The sequence below is a fragment of the Candidatus Liberibacter africanus PTSAPSY genome (assembly GCF_001021085.1).
GTDB classification, from domain to species: domain Bacteria; phylum Pseudomonadota; class Alphaproteobacteria; order Rhizobiales; family Rhizobiaceae; genus Liberibacter; species Liberibacter africanus.
This window is the reverse complement of record NZ_CP004021.1, coordinates 41,153-56,904: the sequence shown is the minus strand read 5'-3', so window position 1 is coordinate 56,904 and position 15,752 is coordinate 41,153. Positions and strand designations below refer to the sequence as shown.

Here is a 15,752-nt window from a genome sequence, read left to right as displayed (position 1 = left end):
AGAACATTATACCAAGTGATAAAGAAGAGGAAAAAGGCATAACATCTGTTTCAATATCAGATGAAATGCAGAAATCTTACCTTACTTATGCAATAAACGTCATTTTAGGTCGTGCTATACCTGATTTGCGAGATGGATTAAAAGCTGTTCATCGTCGTATACTCTTTGGCATGATGCAGATGGGTGTAGAGTGGAATAAGAAGTATGTGAAGTGTGCACGTATTTCTGGTGAGGTGATGGGTAAGTATCATCCACATGGTAATCTTGCTATCTACGATGCATTGGCGCGTATGGCACAGGATTGGTCTCTACGGTTATTGTTGATTGAGGGGCAAGGAAATTTTGGATCCATTGATGGAGATCCTCCGGCAGCAGAAAGGTATACGGAATGTCGTTTGCAAAAAGCAGCACATTTCTTACTTGATGATCTGGGAAAAGATACCGTTGATTTTCGTCCTAATTACGATGGTTCTTTTCAGGAACCTGTTGTTCTTTGCGCTAAATTTCCAAATTTACTTGTAAATGGTGCTGGTGGTATTGCCGTTGGTATGGCAACTAATATTCCTACGCATAATTTAGGAGAAGTGGTCGACGGATGTGTGGCATTCATTGATAATCCTGATATTGAGCTAGACGATTTAATGAAAATTATTCGTGGTCCGGATTTTCCGACGGGAGCGATTATTTTAGGGCGTACTGGTATCAAAAATGCTTATGCAACGGGTCGCGGTTCTATTGTTATACGAGGAGTAAGTCACATAGAGAAAATCTCTGGTGATCGTGAGCAAATCGTCGTTACCGAGATTCCGTATCAGGTTAACAAGGCAGCAATGCTTGAAAAGATTGCTGAACTCGTCAGAGAAAAACGAATAGTAGATATAGCAGATTTGCGAGATGAATCAGATCGTCAGGGTTATCGAGTAGTTATTGAATTAAAGAGAGGTGCTGCTGCTGATGTTATTTTAAACCAACTGTATCGTTATACTTCTTTACAAAGTTTATTTAGCGTTAATATGGTTGCTTTAGATGGATGTAAGCCTGAGCGTTTTACCCTTATCGGTATCATTAAAGCATTTGTTGCTTTTCGTGAAGAAGTCGTCGTAAGAAGAACCAAATATTTGTTGAATAAAGCACGTGATAGGGCAAATATTTTGGTAGGTCTTGCTGTTGCTGTAGCGAATTTAGATGAAGTTGTACGTATTATTCGTTTTGCTCCTAATCCAGAAACTGCTCGGAAAGAGCTTATGCAGCGAAGTTGGGAAGCTTCTGATATTCAAGATTTGATCAATCTGATTGACGATTCAAGTTATAACATACGAAGTGATGGAACAATTTATTTATCAGAAGTACAAACAAGAGCCATTTTAGAGCTGCGATTGGCGCGATTGACCGGATTAGGTCGTAACGATATTCGCGATGAATTAAATAATCTTGGTATAGAAATTAAAGAATGCTTGGATATTTTAGCATCCCGATCTCGTATTTTAGATATTATCAAGCAAGAAATGATTCTCATTAAGAATGAGTTGGACACCCCCCGCAAAACAGAAATTGTGGATGGTTTGTTAGATATGGAAGATGAAGACTGTATTGTACGAGAAGATATGGTCGTCACAGTTTCGCATTTGGGATACGTTAAACGGGTTCCTCTTTCTGTCTATCGGGCGCAACGTCGCGGTGGCAAGGGTCGATCTGGTGTAACGATGCGTGATGAGGATTTTGTTACAGATATATTTATTGTGAACACACATACTCCAGTTTTGTTTTTTTCTTCTTTAGGATTTGTTTATAAAGAAAAAGTGTGGCGTTTACCCATTGGATCACCTCAAGCACGTGGAAAGGCTTTAATTAATATTCTTTCTTTGAAACAAGGTGAACGCATTACGACGATCATGCCTATTCCAGAAGATGAATCGACTTGGAATGATTTACATGTAGTATTTGCTACTAAATGCGGAAATATTCGGCGTAATAATCTCTCTGATTTTGTTCAGGTTAATCGTAATGGTAAGATTGCTATGAAATTAGATCCAGAAGATGAGATTCTTTCCGTTGAAACCTGTACAGAAGATCATGATGTATTATTGACTACTAAATTTGGACAATGTGTTCGTTTCCCGATTACTGATGTACGTCTTTTTTCGGGGCGTAATTCTGTCGGAGTCAGAGGTATATCGCTCTCTGAAGGAGATTACGTTATTTCTATGGCAATTGTTCTTCATGTTGATGCGGATTATAATGAGCGAGTTTGTTATATTAAACAGACGGCTGCGCATCGTCGTCTTATTACGTGTGAAGAAGGATTGAGTTCGGTCAAAAATGATGATTCTGATCTAAATAGTTCTTCGGATCTAAATAGTTCTTCTGATCTAAATAGTATTTCGGAAGAGCGTTTTGAAGAATTAAAAGCGAAAGAGCAATTTATTTTGACTATTTCGGAAAAAGGATTCGGGAAACGAACATCTTCTTATGATTTTCGTATTGCTAATCGTCGTGGAAAAGGTATTCGTGCAATTGATGTCTCAAAAATGAATGAAATAGGGGCATTAGTAGCGGCATTTCCAGTAGAAGATAATGATCAAATTATACTTGTTTCTGATAAAGGAACTCTTATTCGAGTTCCAGTCAATGAGATTAGAATTGCTAGTCGTGCTACCAAAGGGGTTGTCATTTTTTCTACTGCGAAAGATGAAAGAGTCGTATCAGTTGAACGTGTGAGTGAATCTTTAATGGTTGATGGAGATTCAGAAACAGAATAGATGATTTACTCTAGTATGCTATGAGCATTTTCCATTCTATCGGATTGCAGAATTATTTATTCGTAGGTTCATAGTTAATCTCAATTCAGTTGAACGTGTGAGTGAATCTTTATTGTTGATGGAGATTCAGAAACAGAATAGATGATTTACTCTAGTATGCTGTGATCATTTTCCATTATATCGGATTGCTGAATTCTTTATTCGCGGGTTCATATTTAATCTCAATTCAGTTGAACGTGTGAGAATCTTTAATGGTTGATGGAGATTCAGAAACAGAGGCGGTTAAAAAGCCCGAAGAGATCTAGATATATGCAAGTTTAGATAGACGATTGGTGCGAAGTTAGAGAAGACTATTGGCAAGAACGAAAAAAGTAATAAATAGCTTCAACTCCTATATTAGAGAAGAATTGAATTATCCGCAAAAGGGGATAACAGCTTTAACGATACTCCGAAACCTCAAACTTAAAGGGTTTGAAACCTGTGGACAATTGGAAAATACTAGACCTAACCGAGGAAAATATCTTCGAATTATAAAAGGTTTACGCCTTAAATCTGGGTTTGAAGATATTAGTGACAGAGACAGCGCCTTGGATTTTAGGGGATAGAGGAGAGGATTATTAATAAAATATCTTGCCCCCAAGCGTAATACATCTTGCCCCAAGCGTAATATATGGAATATAAACAACCTAAGATTGTTTAAATCTAGGCGTGAAAGTAAAGGGGATGATGCATGAGTAAAGATAAAGAGAATAAACTAGAAGATGTCTCCAGAGATCACATCACAGATACAGAGATATGTATTCCTACCTTGCAATAAAAGAATTAACACGTTCGAATGACCTACTTAAATTATTTATTAGTGTTATTGTCGACCATCTAGTAGATTTAATTGATGATGAGGAGAAAAAAGATTTTATACGTCACGGTGAAGACCTAATGTTTTCCCAACAACAAGAAAACGAGGACGCTTTATTACGCTTGACCACAGAAATATCTAAAAGATTAGAAGGTTATAAAGCTTTAAATAAACAATTTCAACAGCTGAATTCTGATATCGACGAAGACCTTATAGATCGGATTCAGAGGAAAGCAGATGAACGTTACTGTAAAGAATCTAAAAACGCTTTAGGGGAGTAAGTGGTAATGCTTAATAATGATTTCGATATAATTCAATGGTATTCAAAAAAGAAGGAATCTTTCGATCGAAAAAAAGTTGCGAGCAATGTGATCTACGGTGATAAATGAGGAAAGAAAAAGTATAATTTTAGATCATCCCCCTCTACTGATTTAGACGAATTAATCGCCAAGTTAAAAAAATTATTCAAAAATAAAGAAGATGGATTTACCAAAAGAGGAGGAGAAAATATAAATGAGCACAGATTTTCTGACCTCGAAAGAAGACAAGATAAACTCGAGGATAAAGTTGATTCAAGATATCATAAATTAACCAATGATTTTGCGGATTTCCGTGTAGATAACGCTAAATTTAGGGAAGAAACAGTTAAAATTCTTTGTAAAAATAACGAAGAAACAGCTAAAATGTTTTGTGAAAATAAATTAGACATATATGAAAAATTTGACGCGCAAATGAAATGGTTTATAGGGATTTTCGGAACAATTGCGACATCTGTAATAGGGTACATCTTGAGTCTAGTTATTAAGGGTACATCTTGAGTCTAGTTATTAAGTGAATATTAGCTTTATTTATGTTGATTATTTAAGGGCGCTAAGTTCAAGGTTGAAGATGGGTTTGTTTCCTCATTCTTCACAGGAAATTCTTTTGCTATCCAATCCATAATAGGTTTCATGTTCTTTTCTGTTTTAGGGAATTTTTGGAGAGGTTCTTCATCTTTAATTTTACAAAAGAACTGGGCATATTGTTTTTTATTTTTATTTTTATTTTTATTTTTATTTTCTTTGGGATAATCTGGATGTTCTTTGATGTCATCTTCAAAAAGATCTTCGAGTTGAGTATCGACCTTGCTCTCACACAACTCAGATACCGTTTTTATCGTTTCGCCATTCTTGATTTCAAAATTTTCTTCATATTTTTTCTTGGCATCGATTCCTTGTTTATCTCCATCTAGGAGTACTCTAAATTCTACACCCAAGCCAATTAAAATGCTAATTACCGGATTCATCGCATTTACGCCGTTTAATGGAATGACATAAGGGTTATCACTTCTTTTTAGGATTTTTTTGATAAAATAGGTATAAGCGAAATGATCACTAATCCCTTCTACTAATAGAGAATTTTTTGTGATATCTAAAGGGCTTACTTTTACTTTTAAAGCATCTAGAATTGGTTGATAATAATGGATTTTTTTAGGGTGCGAGTTGTGAAATTGCTTATAAATGGTAGCTATAATACCTATTTTATCCTTTTCAGATTCTTCTCCATTTTTGTTTGAACTATAGTTTTTTACTATATGCGTTTTTTCGATCCAATGCACGTTTATAAGATGATGGGAATGAGTAGAGTAAATAATTTGATGATTTTTCTTTTGAGATAGATACTTAAAATTCTCAAGGATCTTCTGTTGAGCGGAGGGATGTAAATTTGAAGCGGGCTCATCAAATAGGAAAAGTGTATTTGAATTATCTTTATAAAATTGAGTAAACAAAACATAAGCAAAAAACCACTGAAAACCGGAATATCTTTCTGATAGTGTAAATTATTTTCCATCCTCTGTAGCGTTAATTTTAATTTTCTTATATTTGTTTACCTGTTTAATTGTAAAATTTACCTTTTTATTATTATCTCCGGTAACTTTCTCCCATGAACTTTGAAAAGTTTCTGTAATATGATTATTTATTGTGGCTATAATATTATTGATGCAATTTTCATCTTTTGGGTCATTACTTGACATCTTGTCTATAAAAAGTTTTTTGAAATCTTGGCCAGAATGTATACTCATGAAAATTTGTTCAAGAGATTCTGTAAATTTTTCATGAGTACTTCGATCAGAGTCACGCATGCTACTATCACGATCTTCACTAGAAAGGTAAACTTCCTCTGGAAAAGTAAACAAAAAATCGGGGAAATAATAAATATTCGGAAACAAATAGCATATCGTACGTGTTACTTCGTATGGTATTTCTGGATATTCTTTATTATTATTTATAATATATGATTTTCGTGATTTATTTTTATACTTATCATCGACATACTTTTCAGTATAGGTTATTAACACTTCTTGATCATCGGAAATCGATTTTTTCTGGCGCTTTTTTTTCTTGGTAAAATAAGTTTCTATTTCTTCAGGAGTAAAATAATCTTTTATCTCCTGTTTGGTTAGCCGTACTATGTCTTCTAATATTATATCACCTTGAAAAACCCCCTTGTCAGATCGAGGTATTGTATCATCTTCAAATATAGGTTCTTCTTTTTCATAATCCCAAAAGATAGCACGATAAAAAAGAGAGATAGCCTTTAATATAGTGCTTTTACCGCTTTCATTTAAACCTACAATAGGAATTATATTGCCACCATTAAAATAGATAGAAGTCTCCCTTATACCTTTATAATTTTTTATTGTAATGGTATCAATTATCATTGATTTCCCCTGTATTAAAAAAAGCGAATATATTACCCCATAAAGTTGTAATTTAGGGGATATACAATATTAAAGCAAGTTTAAATGCCGACTAAATCCTTTAAACCTTGTTAATTCTCTTTTTTACTTTATGCATTTTCTCTATCTCTAAAATCGTTACATTTGCAGACCGCAATAACGCTCTTGCGTCTTTTACATTTTTAAAAAACTGACGATCTACTACTCTATTAGGAGAAGATAAACTTCTAATCACTTGATTAGCGCAACAGGAAGAGATCAATACCCTTAAGGGAGTTTCCATGGGGATTTTGTGGATATGACTCTGAGATTATTTATTCCTTTTATCAATATTATTTCACTTTTTCTTTCTTTTAGGGGGTTGATACTATTGAAAATTTCAAGTTCACGACGGCGTTGTTCTTCTCTTCTTAAATAATAAGCCCATACTGCGATTATGAAAACTAAAACTAATAGCCAATACTCTAAAGATATACTAACCTAACTGATCCATTATTATTGATCTGCTTGCTTGATGCGGTTATCGTTTTTCTTCGGTTTTCTGTTGTAAAAAGCCGAATAAATTAAAGAAAGACCGTAAAGAGACCATCCAAAAACAAATAAAAAGTTTCAGGCAAGGAGATAATATATTAAAAATTTAGCCACTATCTTCATTCTTTAGTTTTTAAAGAATACCCCCAAAGGCCGGTGGTATCTCAGTGATGGAGTCCTAAAACGGTGCCCCATCTTCTAATATTTAAGCACTCGGTACTTTTTCTGAAGGGCGTGGATATGACTAACTTTCTTCCCCCGCATAATGTCATTGCCCCAGCATCTAGCACCATCTACCTAGCACCATCTACAAGGAACTCATCACGATCCTCATCATCTTCGTAGATTTGGGAGCCTTCAATAACTACGGCTTTATTTTTCACAACAGTGTTGCCTTTAACCCCTAGAACTGTCGTAAACCTTCGCTTCGTCGTCAATTCAGCACTAACCTTCATGGGAAAGGGCGTGGATATGACTAACTTTCTTCCCCCGCATAATGTCATTGCCCCAGCATCTAGCACCACCTACCTAGCACCATCTACAAGGAACTCATCACGATCTTCATCATCTTCGTAGATTTGGGAGTCTTCACTACGGCTTTATTTTTCACAACAGTTTTGTCTTTAACCCTAGAACCGTCGTAAACCTTCGCCTCGTCGCCAATTCAGCACCAACCTTCATGGGATAAGTTTTCTTCGCACTCGATATAGCCCCCCTAAGGTGTCTTTCTTAACATATGCTAAATCCTTTAAAGCCCTGATACGATAAAGTTTAACTGTGTTTTATTGACAAGCATCAACAGATTCTTCGGTAATTTCGTATTTTTTCTCAGATATTTCTGACATTTTGATATCTCCTTTCAGTTGATTACGTGACTAAACAAAAATCTATCTTCATTCACGGGGTAGGCAATGGCCAAAACAAACAAAAACCACACCTACCGCAGAACTTACGGAGCGCTTGTTTGATAGATATGGCGATGGTCATTTCTAGCTAGACAAGAATAGGATACTTGCTATCCAAAAAGCACTCAACGCGAGTATATCAAATCCATAAACAAGGTGCAGGCAGAAAATAGAGAAATATCCGCTCCTCGGAGGAATCCCCTTAAGGGGAAGTGTTAAAGCTGACTTGGATAATAATCACTCCTAAGATCCTCCTCATCCTCCTGAATTTCTTCTAGCAAAGGAATAATAGAGGGCTTGTTAGCTGCTTCAGACAGGTAATTTTCTATCTGCTAAACGTCGCTTATTACATCTCCAACGCCGTAAGGCTCGTCCTCAACCTCCACACGTTCCAAACACTCCAATGACCACTTCATCCGAAGTTCAAAAACTTTAAGGTCTCTAGGATCTCAGCTTTGTTTTCATGTCTGGGGATGCATCCGTACTCCTCCGCTTTCGTCTCAATACTTCCTCATCTCTAACCCCAATCCTGGAAGATAAACGAACTTTGTAGTTCTTAATTAAAAGATTAATACGATTTACTTCGGCATTAAGTTTCTCCAATATAGCTACCCTCGTTGCATAGTCTCTAAAATGCATGAGACGTTTAGATTTTTCGGAAGATCTGCGAAGCTTTTCTCAACTATCTCACATTCATAGTAGGGACCAGGCTCAACGCTCATATGAGTATTTTTAAGCTATTGATCATTGTAGTTTTCTTCATATCTCTGTCATGTAATGTTGCTTTAATTTCCCCATCGCAGTTTTTTCCTTTAAAAAGTTGTATGTTATTGATTAAGACACTTCACTAACTTCAACGTTTAAGCTTATAAAACTTTGTTTTTATGAATCAATACTTCGTCGTTTGGTAATATAAAAAATGAAATATTGATAAATTATTTTTACAAGTGAGTTTACTAAATTGCTGATTTAAGATATAAAAATAGTATGGGGAACGAAAATAAAAAAAGCTTTGATTGGCAGGAGATAGGACAGCGTTTCAGAAGTGTGAGACTAGGTCGTGATTACACCCAATTAAAAATGGGGGAAGTAGCTAATCAGAAGAAAAGCGCCATAGGTCAGTTCGAAATTGGGTCGAAACCTGCTAGTACCCATTACGCATTATTTCTGCGTAATGAATTTGGTGTGTCTTTCGACTGGCTATACGACGGGGTCGAAACTAAGATAAAAAGTTCCGATAGAGAGAAGAAACGTATTTTAAATCCCACAGCAATAGGTGAGAGACTTAAAAAGTTTCGTAAAGAAGAAGGACTAACCTTAAAGGAGTTTGGAGAATGGGTGGGTTTGCCTATCCCAACTATTAATAGTTATGAAAGAGGGCGATCAGCTCCTGAAATAAAAAGCGCTCTTAAGATCAAGAGAGCGTTGCATAAGCCACTGGATTGGATTTACTTCGGTGATGAACCAGTTCTTCCAAAAAGCAGAAGATTGGCATCTGCATCTCAACCGTCTTCGGTGTAAAAACGCAAGTCAAGGAAGCTGTAGATGTTGAATGTGATTATTTGCAACTTATTAGTTTATTTTGTATTACCTTCAACAAAAAGATTGGGGGGGATAGATATTGGGGGGGATAGATAATGGATCTAAAAAATTACGATGGGTTGAAAACGATAGTAGAGTACACCCATGCGACGTTCACTTTAATTTGGAATATATGGGGCATAGTAGTGTCTGTTTTTCTGTGGGCCAAAAATTAAGGTCCCAGTAGATGGTATGAGGATGATTTGGAAAGCAGTTAAATCTTCTCCCAAATATGGTAAGATATCATTGCTTTTCGCATTCTTTGGGGGTATCTCTTACACTCTTCGTTGGGGTCTTTCTTGTTTTATTGCTTCAGATTGGTCGTATCTAATCCTAAGCTTTTTGTTAATTCTATTGGTTTCTATAGTAATACCAGCCATTGAAGATACTTTAAGGGCGAATGACAGTGCTTTTGAAGAAGAAGAAATAGTAAATAATAAAATTAAAGATAATTTGTTAGAAGATTCTTTGACTGTAATCGAGGAATGTGTTAATTGTTTACAATTTCCAGACAGATATTACAGATATTTTCATAAAGGGGATGTGGACCGAATTTATGAATACTCAGTTCCGAATTTTATATATGAAGTGCTAGATATTCCCGAAGAAAATAGATTAGTAGACGAAATCTATCACTTAAACAACGTCACATCTAGTAAGCTACTAAATATAACATCAGATTCCAAATACCGACCATCTAAGGAAGAGGTAAGAAAAGCTTTCCCTTCTATGATAAAGAAGATTGAAGAGCTTTTGACCGCCCACTACGAAATTGAGCCGTTGGGCTCTAACATTAAAACCTATTGCGCTAAAACGTTTGACGTTGATAAAAATTATATATTTCACATCAATAAACTGACATACCTTTTGAGAAATAGAGATTTTGGAGGCATGGTTTACGATCGCAAGGCGTATAATCGATCGCCCCGGATTTCAATTTAAAACTTTAAAATACCTTAAAATCAGGGTAGTGCACTAATGGGGAACAAAATAACTTGCTAAAAAATAGCCTATAATCAAATACTTAAATGATATACCGCGACTTGTGCGTAGACTCCGTGTTGTTAGAAACTTTTTTCTAACATATACACGCAATTACGTATCAGGGTGGTGAGGGGTGGTGCACTACTGGTGCACAAAATAACTTGCTAAAAAATAGCCTATAATCAAATACTTAAATGATAAACCGCGACTTGTGCGCAGATTCCGTGTTTTTAGAAACTTTTTTCTAACATATACACGTAATTACGTACATGATTTTTTATTTCTGCGAATATTTCATATGCGTGGAAGTTTATAAATACATCGTTATGTCGCATCAGTTGTTATATATATGCTTAAATATTTGATTATAAATAGTTTTTATACTTTTTAAAAGTTGTGCGCCATTAGTGAACTACCGTGCACCAAGTGGTGCACCAGCGTGCACCACTTGCTATTATTATATTTGTTTATGAAAAATATTGAATTAAGTATTATAGAGAGAGATAAAAAAAATTAAACCGTAGATCACTCATACTCATACTTAAGAGATGTATCAGTAATTATAAAAAAACTGCGGATGTAATTAAATTAGCTGTTTATATTCCCAAAAAGCATGATAATTTCTTGTGGGCTATAGTCACCCATCTTACGTTTAACTGGTTTTTTTGTGGCTGGCGGATTAGGTTTAACAGGTGTAGGATCAGCAGGTCTAGTTTCTGTTGTATTTTGCTCTCTCAGGGATATGAACTTTAATACTAGTGATTTTTCCACACTCGTATCACTGTTAGCTAAAATGGTACCTTAGGATATAGCGCTTAAAAAGATCGTTATTAATAGTGACTTATAAATTGGAAGACTCCTTTGAAAATATAATCAATGATCAAACTTAATCGTACTAAAGCAGATTCATCAAAATATTACAACTGTTAATACTATAGATTATTACTTTTCAACATAAAATTGTTTTTATTTGAAAATTTTCTCTATTTTAAATAATCTTATCTATCAGTTTTGTTTCATTACGTTTTCACGAGGTAATATATAGAGGAATTTTTCTTAAGTGTTAGAGGTAATACCATAGTGATGAACGAGGATATCGGTTGCATAACTTAAAGATACAATTAAACTTAAAGGAGTAGCATATGCTATTCCATCATCGCGTTTCAAAAAGTATTCTAGAGATTTCCATAAACTATAGGATGATTTTTCTTGTGCTTCGTTTATTGCTTGTTTTAAGGACATCCAACGTTTCTTAATGGATAAACGACGTTTTGTATCCGCATCCTCGTTGTAGATAGATGTGTTACGCTGTTCACCACTGCGTTGTAAACTATTTGGAGCTTGAATCATATTCATATATTGATGATATTGATGAGAAAAACGGATAAAAGCTTGATATTGTTCAGATGATATTTTCCCAGTTAATCTCAAACGACCAACACGGTTGCCACTTTCTGCTTGCGCTGCTTGGAAGGCACTTAATCCAAAAATACGCATTCTTGCTTCTTGAGCAGTTTTTTCAGGAGAAAACTTAGCTTTTTTTGAACGAGAAATTCTACCGCTATCAGTGCGTGAAACACCTTTTTTACAAGGACGTCCTATAGACTTTTTTTTTTTATGTTTCATATTATCTCCTTTAAAAATTTTTTTATGTCAAATTTATTTTTAATGAAAAAATTTTTAATCGGATGGTTGAAGATTATTTTCTTTGAGTAATTGTATAGGTACAAGACATCCTTCTTTGCCTGGAGGAGGTCCCCAATCTCCAGGCCATATACCGTCACGATTAGCCCATGCCAGTCGTTTTTTCCAATGTCCTTCATCAACCTTTTCTATTCTTTCAAGGCTATTTTGTTGCCATTGATATTTTGATAGAAATATTTTATTGCCTCTGTGAAAATCACTATGTGATTTATTGTTATTTATAGATTCTAATTTCTGGGATACGCGCGCGGACTTAAGTATCCCTTGAAATAAGTTATTGTTTTTACTGGATAAGAGGCGTTTTTGAGAAGATTTTATTCCACCTTTCCGTCCGTTTTCTTGGCGTTCTTCGCTCGCTTTTATAGCTTTTATTATTTCTTTTTCAACGCGAGTATTGTAAATATTTCCTTCTCGTATAAAAATTTTATTTGATTTTTCTAGTATTATGCGGATACTTCGCCATTTCCTGATTGAACAGCCGCAAACACCGGCAATATATTTGTCGTTGTCCGGAATGGATCCTCCGCGATCGTACATGAGATCGATAATGATGCTATATGCTCCTTTCTGTTCGAGGGTGAGTTCTAAAACACCGGAAATAAAATCAGCAGGATAACGTTTATACCAAGGACGATTATTCACTATTATTTTTCATCCTTTATTATGGAATGAGGCATGTCGGCAAAAAGAGAAAAAGATTCAATTGGTCCATTGCGTTGTTTAGCAATAATGAAGTCCATTTTTTTTTCATTATTTTCTAATTTATCACGGCGTTCAAATATGTCATCAGATGTTCCTCCCGTTTCGCGTGCTAAATAATAGGCTTCGCGATATAAAAATGCGATGGTATCAGCATCTTGTTCAATTGCTCCAGAATCTCGTAAATCAGAAAGTTGTGGAACTTTATTCATGCGTGTTTCAACAGAACGATTAAGTTGAGATAGAAGAATAATTGCTACATTTAATTCACGAGCTAGCATCTTGAGGCTTGCTGTTATTTCCGCAATTTCATAAATTCTATTTCCTTGATAACGATTAGATGGGCGTATTAAACCAAGATGATCTATGATAATTACTTGCAAATTTTTACTAGATTTTTGTGCTTGTTCTGCTATCTGTTCGCTGCGTGTACGAATTTCTACGATCCCAGGAAAGGGACGATCGTCAATAATAAGAGGAAAATCTTGTAATTTTTTGCATATTTTATGAAAGACACGATGTTGTTCTTGGGTAATTTCTCCACGGATCAGATTAATATAGGGGATCTGAGAAGGGCTTTGATAAAGAAGATTTGATATTGCTCTCGCTCCTAGTTTCTCGCGGTCCATTTCAAGACTGAAAAATGCAACACCATGACCGCTCATCGCCATATGCAATGCAATGGAAAGAGCAAAGGTTGTTTTCCCCATAGAAGGGCGGGCGCCTATGAGAGTAAGTTCACGTAGTTGTACTCCGCCCATTAAATGATCAATTTTCTTTAATCCCCATGTAATATTGGGGTATTCGCTTTCGTTCTCTTGTTTAGTTGCTAATTTCATAGCTGTTGTAGCTGCGTTAGCAATCGAAGTACAAGATGATCTCGTGCATTGAGTATTAGATAGCTGAAATTCTGAAATAATATCCTCAAAATTTTGCATAGCTTTTCGAGTAATGGTTATTGTATTGCAACTAGGATCAGAAGTCTGTAAAGCGAGTTTTTTTGCTACTTTAGAAATTTGTATCCTAGCCCATTGTTGTACAACTCGACGCGCGGCATTGATTACTTCAGAGCTAATTGCAGAAGCTAAAGTAAGTAAGTTAGTAATATAAATGGTAAAAGGTGTTTTTGTTTTAGTCTCAAAATTAGATATGATTTCAGCATTCATTACTTTTTTTACGAGTAATGGATTGATAATATTAAATCTCTCATATGCTAATTTAATTGCACGAAATACTTCACTATGAACAGGGTCAATAAAATGTTTTTCATTTAAAAAGTTTATAATCAGCTTTAAATCTCCTTTTAATAATAGGGATCCTAAAACTTCTTGTTCAAATTCGATAAAAAAATCATTTTCAATGATCGTCATAAATTTATCCTATATGAATTATAAATTTTTATGAGTTTTTTTAAATATTTCATGGGATTGAGATAATAAAAATAATGATAAAATGATAAATATAATTTTGATATCATGTTTTGATTAGTAAAATTGATTTTCAAAAAAGATGTAATTTTATTTAATATTCTCCTTTTAAATAATATGATAAATAAAATTATTTTTATAAAAATATTTTTTGCGAGAAAAAATATTAGTATTATTTAAATATAATAAAATTCTGTTCATTATATTTATTAGTACTATTATAGATTTTTTCTACGCACTAGATAGGAAAATATTTCTATATAATTAAAAATAAAACTATGAAAAAAATGTATAAAACGCCAAAAAAGAATTTATTCCTTTATTATAATGCATTTTTAGGTAAAAATCTAGATAAAGATATCATCTCTTTCATTTTATATCTTAATATAATTAATATTAAATCTTTTTTTTAAATATCCTTATTAACTAGGATTATTAACTTAATAAAATCTTTCTTGAAAGATATTTTTCACCTATAAATGGTTGCTTTTCTCTTTGATATATAGGTTTTTATTCTTTTATTTTTATATATTTTTAATAGTGAGATTGATGTAGCTTATATAATGAGAGGTTTATAATGACTCATTTGGATAATCATCATGTAAATAAATGTCATAAAAATATTGTTCTGCAGATGTTCAGAAACAAAATGGTGGTTTTTCGAAATGACAGGATGCCAATTTTTCATTGAGTATGGAGGATATTTATATTTTCTAACTCAGATTTTAAAATGAAAAATGTGGGATTTTTGTATTTAAAAAATAAAAGTATCATTGTACAGATTTCTGAAAAAATGATCAGAAATAAGCGTATGCTATATATGAAATAATTGAAAACCATTCAGTGCAATAAAACAATTTTTGCACTTATGACGCTATATTCATCTTTATGAAGAGGGGTATAGCGTCATAAAATAACAACTATTCTAAGGCTTTAATAATTTCCACAAAGGGGTATCTAAAATATGGGCTAGGATAATCATATTATCAATGTTAATTGTAGACTTTCCTGTTTCTAATTCACTAATCCATGATTGAGCAAAACCAGTGCACTCTTTAATTGCTTTTTGGGTCATTTTTGCCTTTTTTCGAGTATTTCGAAAATTTTGTACAAAAATCATTCTCTCACGAAGTATTGTATCATCTGCAAGACATAAATTATTTTTTTTACGCCGTGGCATATTTTATATCACTTCCCTTTTGTCGTTAACGGTAAAAAACATCGCTTTTTGCGTTTTAAACGTATACATTGGTTTCAATAAGATACAATACTATAAAATACTGCATGAAATATAGTAATAGATCTTTTTTTCCATAAATAGTACACCATATATTTTTTTATAACCTATTTATAGTAATTATTTTTTATATATCCACTATAAATAGTTTGTTCTATATAAAATATATCATTGATACGATAATAATTAAAGATAAAAAAAAGCATACAAGCCAAAATGTATTTTTATGATACTACTTAGTTTATTATGATACAATAATTAAAAAACAAAAATTACATTCATTACAATAAAATATTTTTTAATTTAACATAAATGATTGTTGGATGGTTATTTGATTTAATTTTTCTAGT

The 15,752-nt window shown here is 33.7% G+C and carries 11 protein-coding genes and 1 pseudogene; 4 read left to right on the top strand and 8 right to left on the bottom strand.

The genetic code is table 11. The features are described from left to right. Positions 1–65 precede the first annotated feature (65 nt). Together gyrA and G293_RS00255 are read left to right on the top strand one after the other, a co-directional pair. Positions 66–2,759 (top strand): DNA gyrase subunit A, encoded by a 2,694-nt coding sequence (gene gyrA, locus G293_RS00265; protein WP_244464461.1) that lies wholly within the window; start codon positions 66–68, stop codon positions 2,757–2,759. A gap of 795 nt (positions 2,760–3,554) precedes the next feature. Then, complete coding sequence (locus G293_RS00255; RefSeq protein ID WP_047263811.1) at positions 3,555–3,896, top strand: hypothetical protein; 342 nt, start codon at positions 3,555–3,557, stop codon at positions 3,894–3,896. 563 nt (positions 3,897–4,459) lie between these two features. Here the strand turns inward: G293_RS00255 and G293_RS06040 are convergent. The 4 genes and pseudogenes from G293_RS06040 to G293_RS00235 all read right to left on the bottom strand — a co-directional run bounded on the left by G293_RS06040 (position 4,460) and on the right by G293_RS00235 (position 7,389). After that, positions 4,460–5,212 carry a TOPRIM nucleotidyl transferase/hydrolase domain-containing protein gene (locus G293_RS06040; RefSeq protein ID WP_342027553.1) on the bottom strand — a complete coding sequence of 251 codons (753 nt, stop codon included), beginning with the start codon at positions 5,210–5,212 and terminating at the stop codon, positions 4,460–4,462. 15 nt (positions 5,213–5,227) lie between these two features. Next, positions 5,228–6,316, bottom strand: a pseudogene (locus G293_RS06035) (AAA family ATPase); the annotation flags it as partial. 100 nt (positions 6,317–6,416) lie between these two features. Continuing rightward, positions 6,417–6,617, bottom strand: a complete 201-nt coding sequence (locus tag G293_RS00240; protein ID WP_047263808.1) for a hypothetical protein — start codon at positions 6,615–6,617, stop codon at positions 6,417–6,419. A gap of 541 nt (positions 6,618–7,158) precedes the next feature. Continuing rightward, a complete protein-coding gene (locus G293_RS00235) occupies positions 7,159–7,389 on the bottom strand; it encodes a hypothetical protein (protein WP_047263807.1) in 231 nt (76 codons plus the stop codon). Between the two features lie 1,368 nt (positions 7,390–8,757). Here G293_RS00235 and G293_RS00230 point away from each other — a divergent pair. Both G293_RS00230 and G293_RS05395 read left to right on the top strand, forming a co-directional pair. Next, positions 8,758–9,291, top strand: coding sequence for a helix-turn-helix domain-containing protein (locus tag G293_RS00230; protein ID WP_047263806.1), 534 nt, complete (start codon positions 8,758–8,760; stop codon positions 9,289–9,291). Between the two features lie 258 nt (positions 9,292–9,549). Next, positions 9,550–10,293 (top strand): hypothetical protein, encoded by a 744-nt coding sequence (locus G293_RS05395; protein WP_052774993.1) that lies wholly within the window; start codon positions 9,550–9,552, stop codon positions 10,291–10,293. 1,098 nt (positions 10,294–11,391) lie between these two features. Here G293_RS05395 and G293_RS00215 read toward each other — a convergent pair. The 4 genes from G293_RS00215 to G293_RS00200 all read right to left on the bottom strand — a co-directional run bounded on the left by G293_RS00215 (position 11,392) and on the right by G293_RS00200 (position 15,345). After that, entirely contained in the window at positions 11,392–11,961 is a 570-nt protein-coding gene (locus tag G293_RS00215; protein ID WP_047263804.1) for a hypothetical protein, read from the bottom strand. A gap of 54 nt (positions 11,962–12,015) precedes the next feature. Next, complete coding sequence (locus tag G293_RS00210) at positions 12,016–12,681, bottom strand: YdaU family protein (RefSeq protein ID WP_047263803.1); 666 nt, start codon at positions 12,679–12,681, stop codon at positions 12,016–12,018. Positions 12,682–12,683: 2 nt separating this feature from the next. Continuing rightward, complete coding sequence (locus G293_RS00205; RefSeq protein WP_047263802.1) at positions 12,684–14,108, bottom strand: replicative DNA helicase; 1,425 nt, start codon at positions 14,106–14,108, stop codon at positions 12,684–12,686. A 982-nt stretch (positions 14,109–15,090) separates the two neighbouring features. Further along, complete coding sequence (locus G293_RS00200; protein ID WP_047263801.1) at positions 15,091–15,345, bottom strand: helix-turn-helix domain-containing protein; 255 nt, start codon at positions 15,343–15,345, stop codon at positions 15,091–15,093. Between the last annotated feature and the right edge of the window lie 407 nt (positions 15,346–15,752).

Coding starts and splice junctions, on each gene's coding strand:
- gyrA (WP_244464461.1), top strand. CDS start 66: ATGCAGAAATCTTACCTTACTTATGCAATAAACGTCATTTTAGGTCGT.
- G293_RS00255 (WP_047263811.1), top strand. CDS start 3,555: ATGTATTCCTACCTTGCAATAAAAGAATTAACACGTTCGAATGACCTA.
- G293_RS00215 (WP_047263804.1), bottom strand. CDS start 11,961: ATGAAACATAAAAAAAAAAAGTCTATAGGACGTCCTTGTAAAAAAGGT.
- G293_RS00200 (WP_047263801.1), bottom strand. CDS start 15,345: ATGCCACGGCGTAAAAAAAATAATTTATGTCTTGCAGATGATACAATA.
- G293_RS00240 (WP_047263808.1), bottom strand. CDS start 6,617: ATGGAAACTCCCTTAAGGGTATTGATCTCTTCCTGTTGCGCTAATCAA.
- G293_RS00230 (WP_047263806.1), top strand. CDS start 8,758: ATGGGGAACGAAAATAAAAAAAGCTTTGATTGGCAGGAGATAGGACAG.
- G293_RS00205 (WP_047263802.1), bottom strand. CDS start 14,108: ATGACGATCATTGAAAATGATTTTTTTATCGAATTTGAACAAGAAGTT.
- G293_RS05395 (WP_052774993.1), top strand. CDS start 9,550: ATGATTTGGAAAGCAGTTAAATCTTCTCCCAAATATGGTAAGATATCA.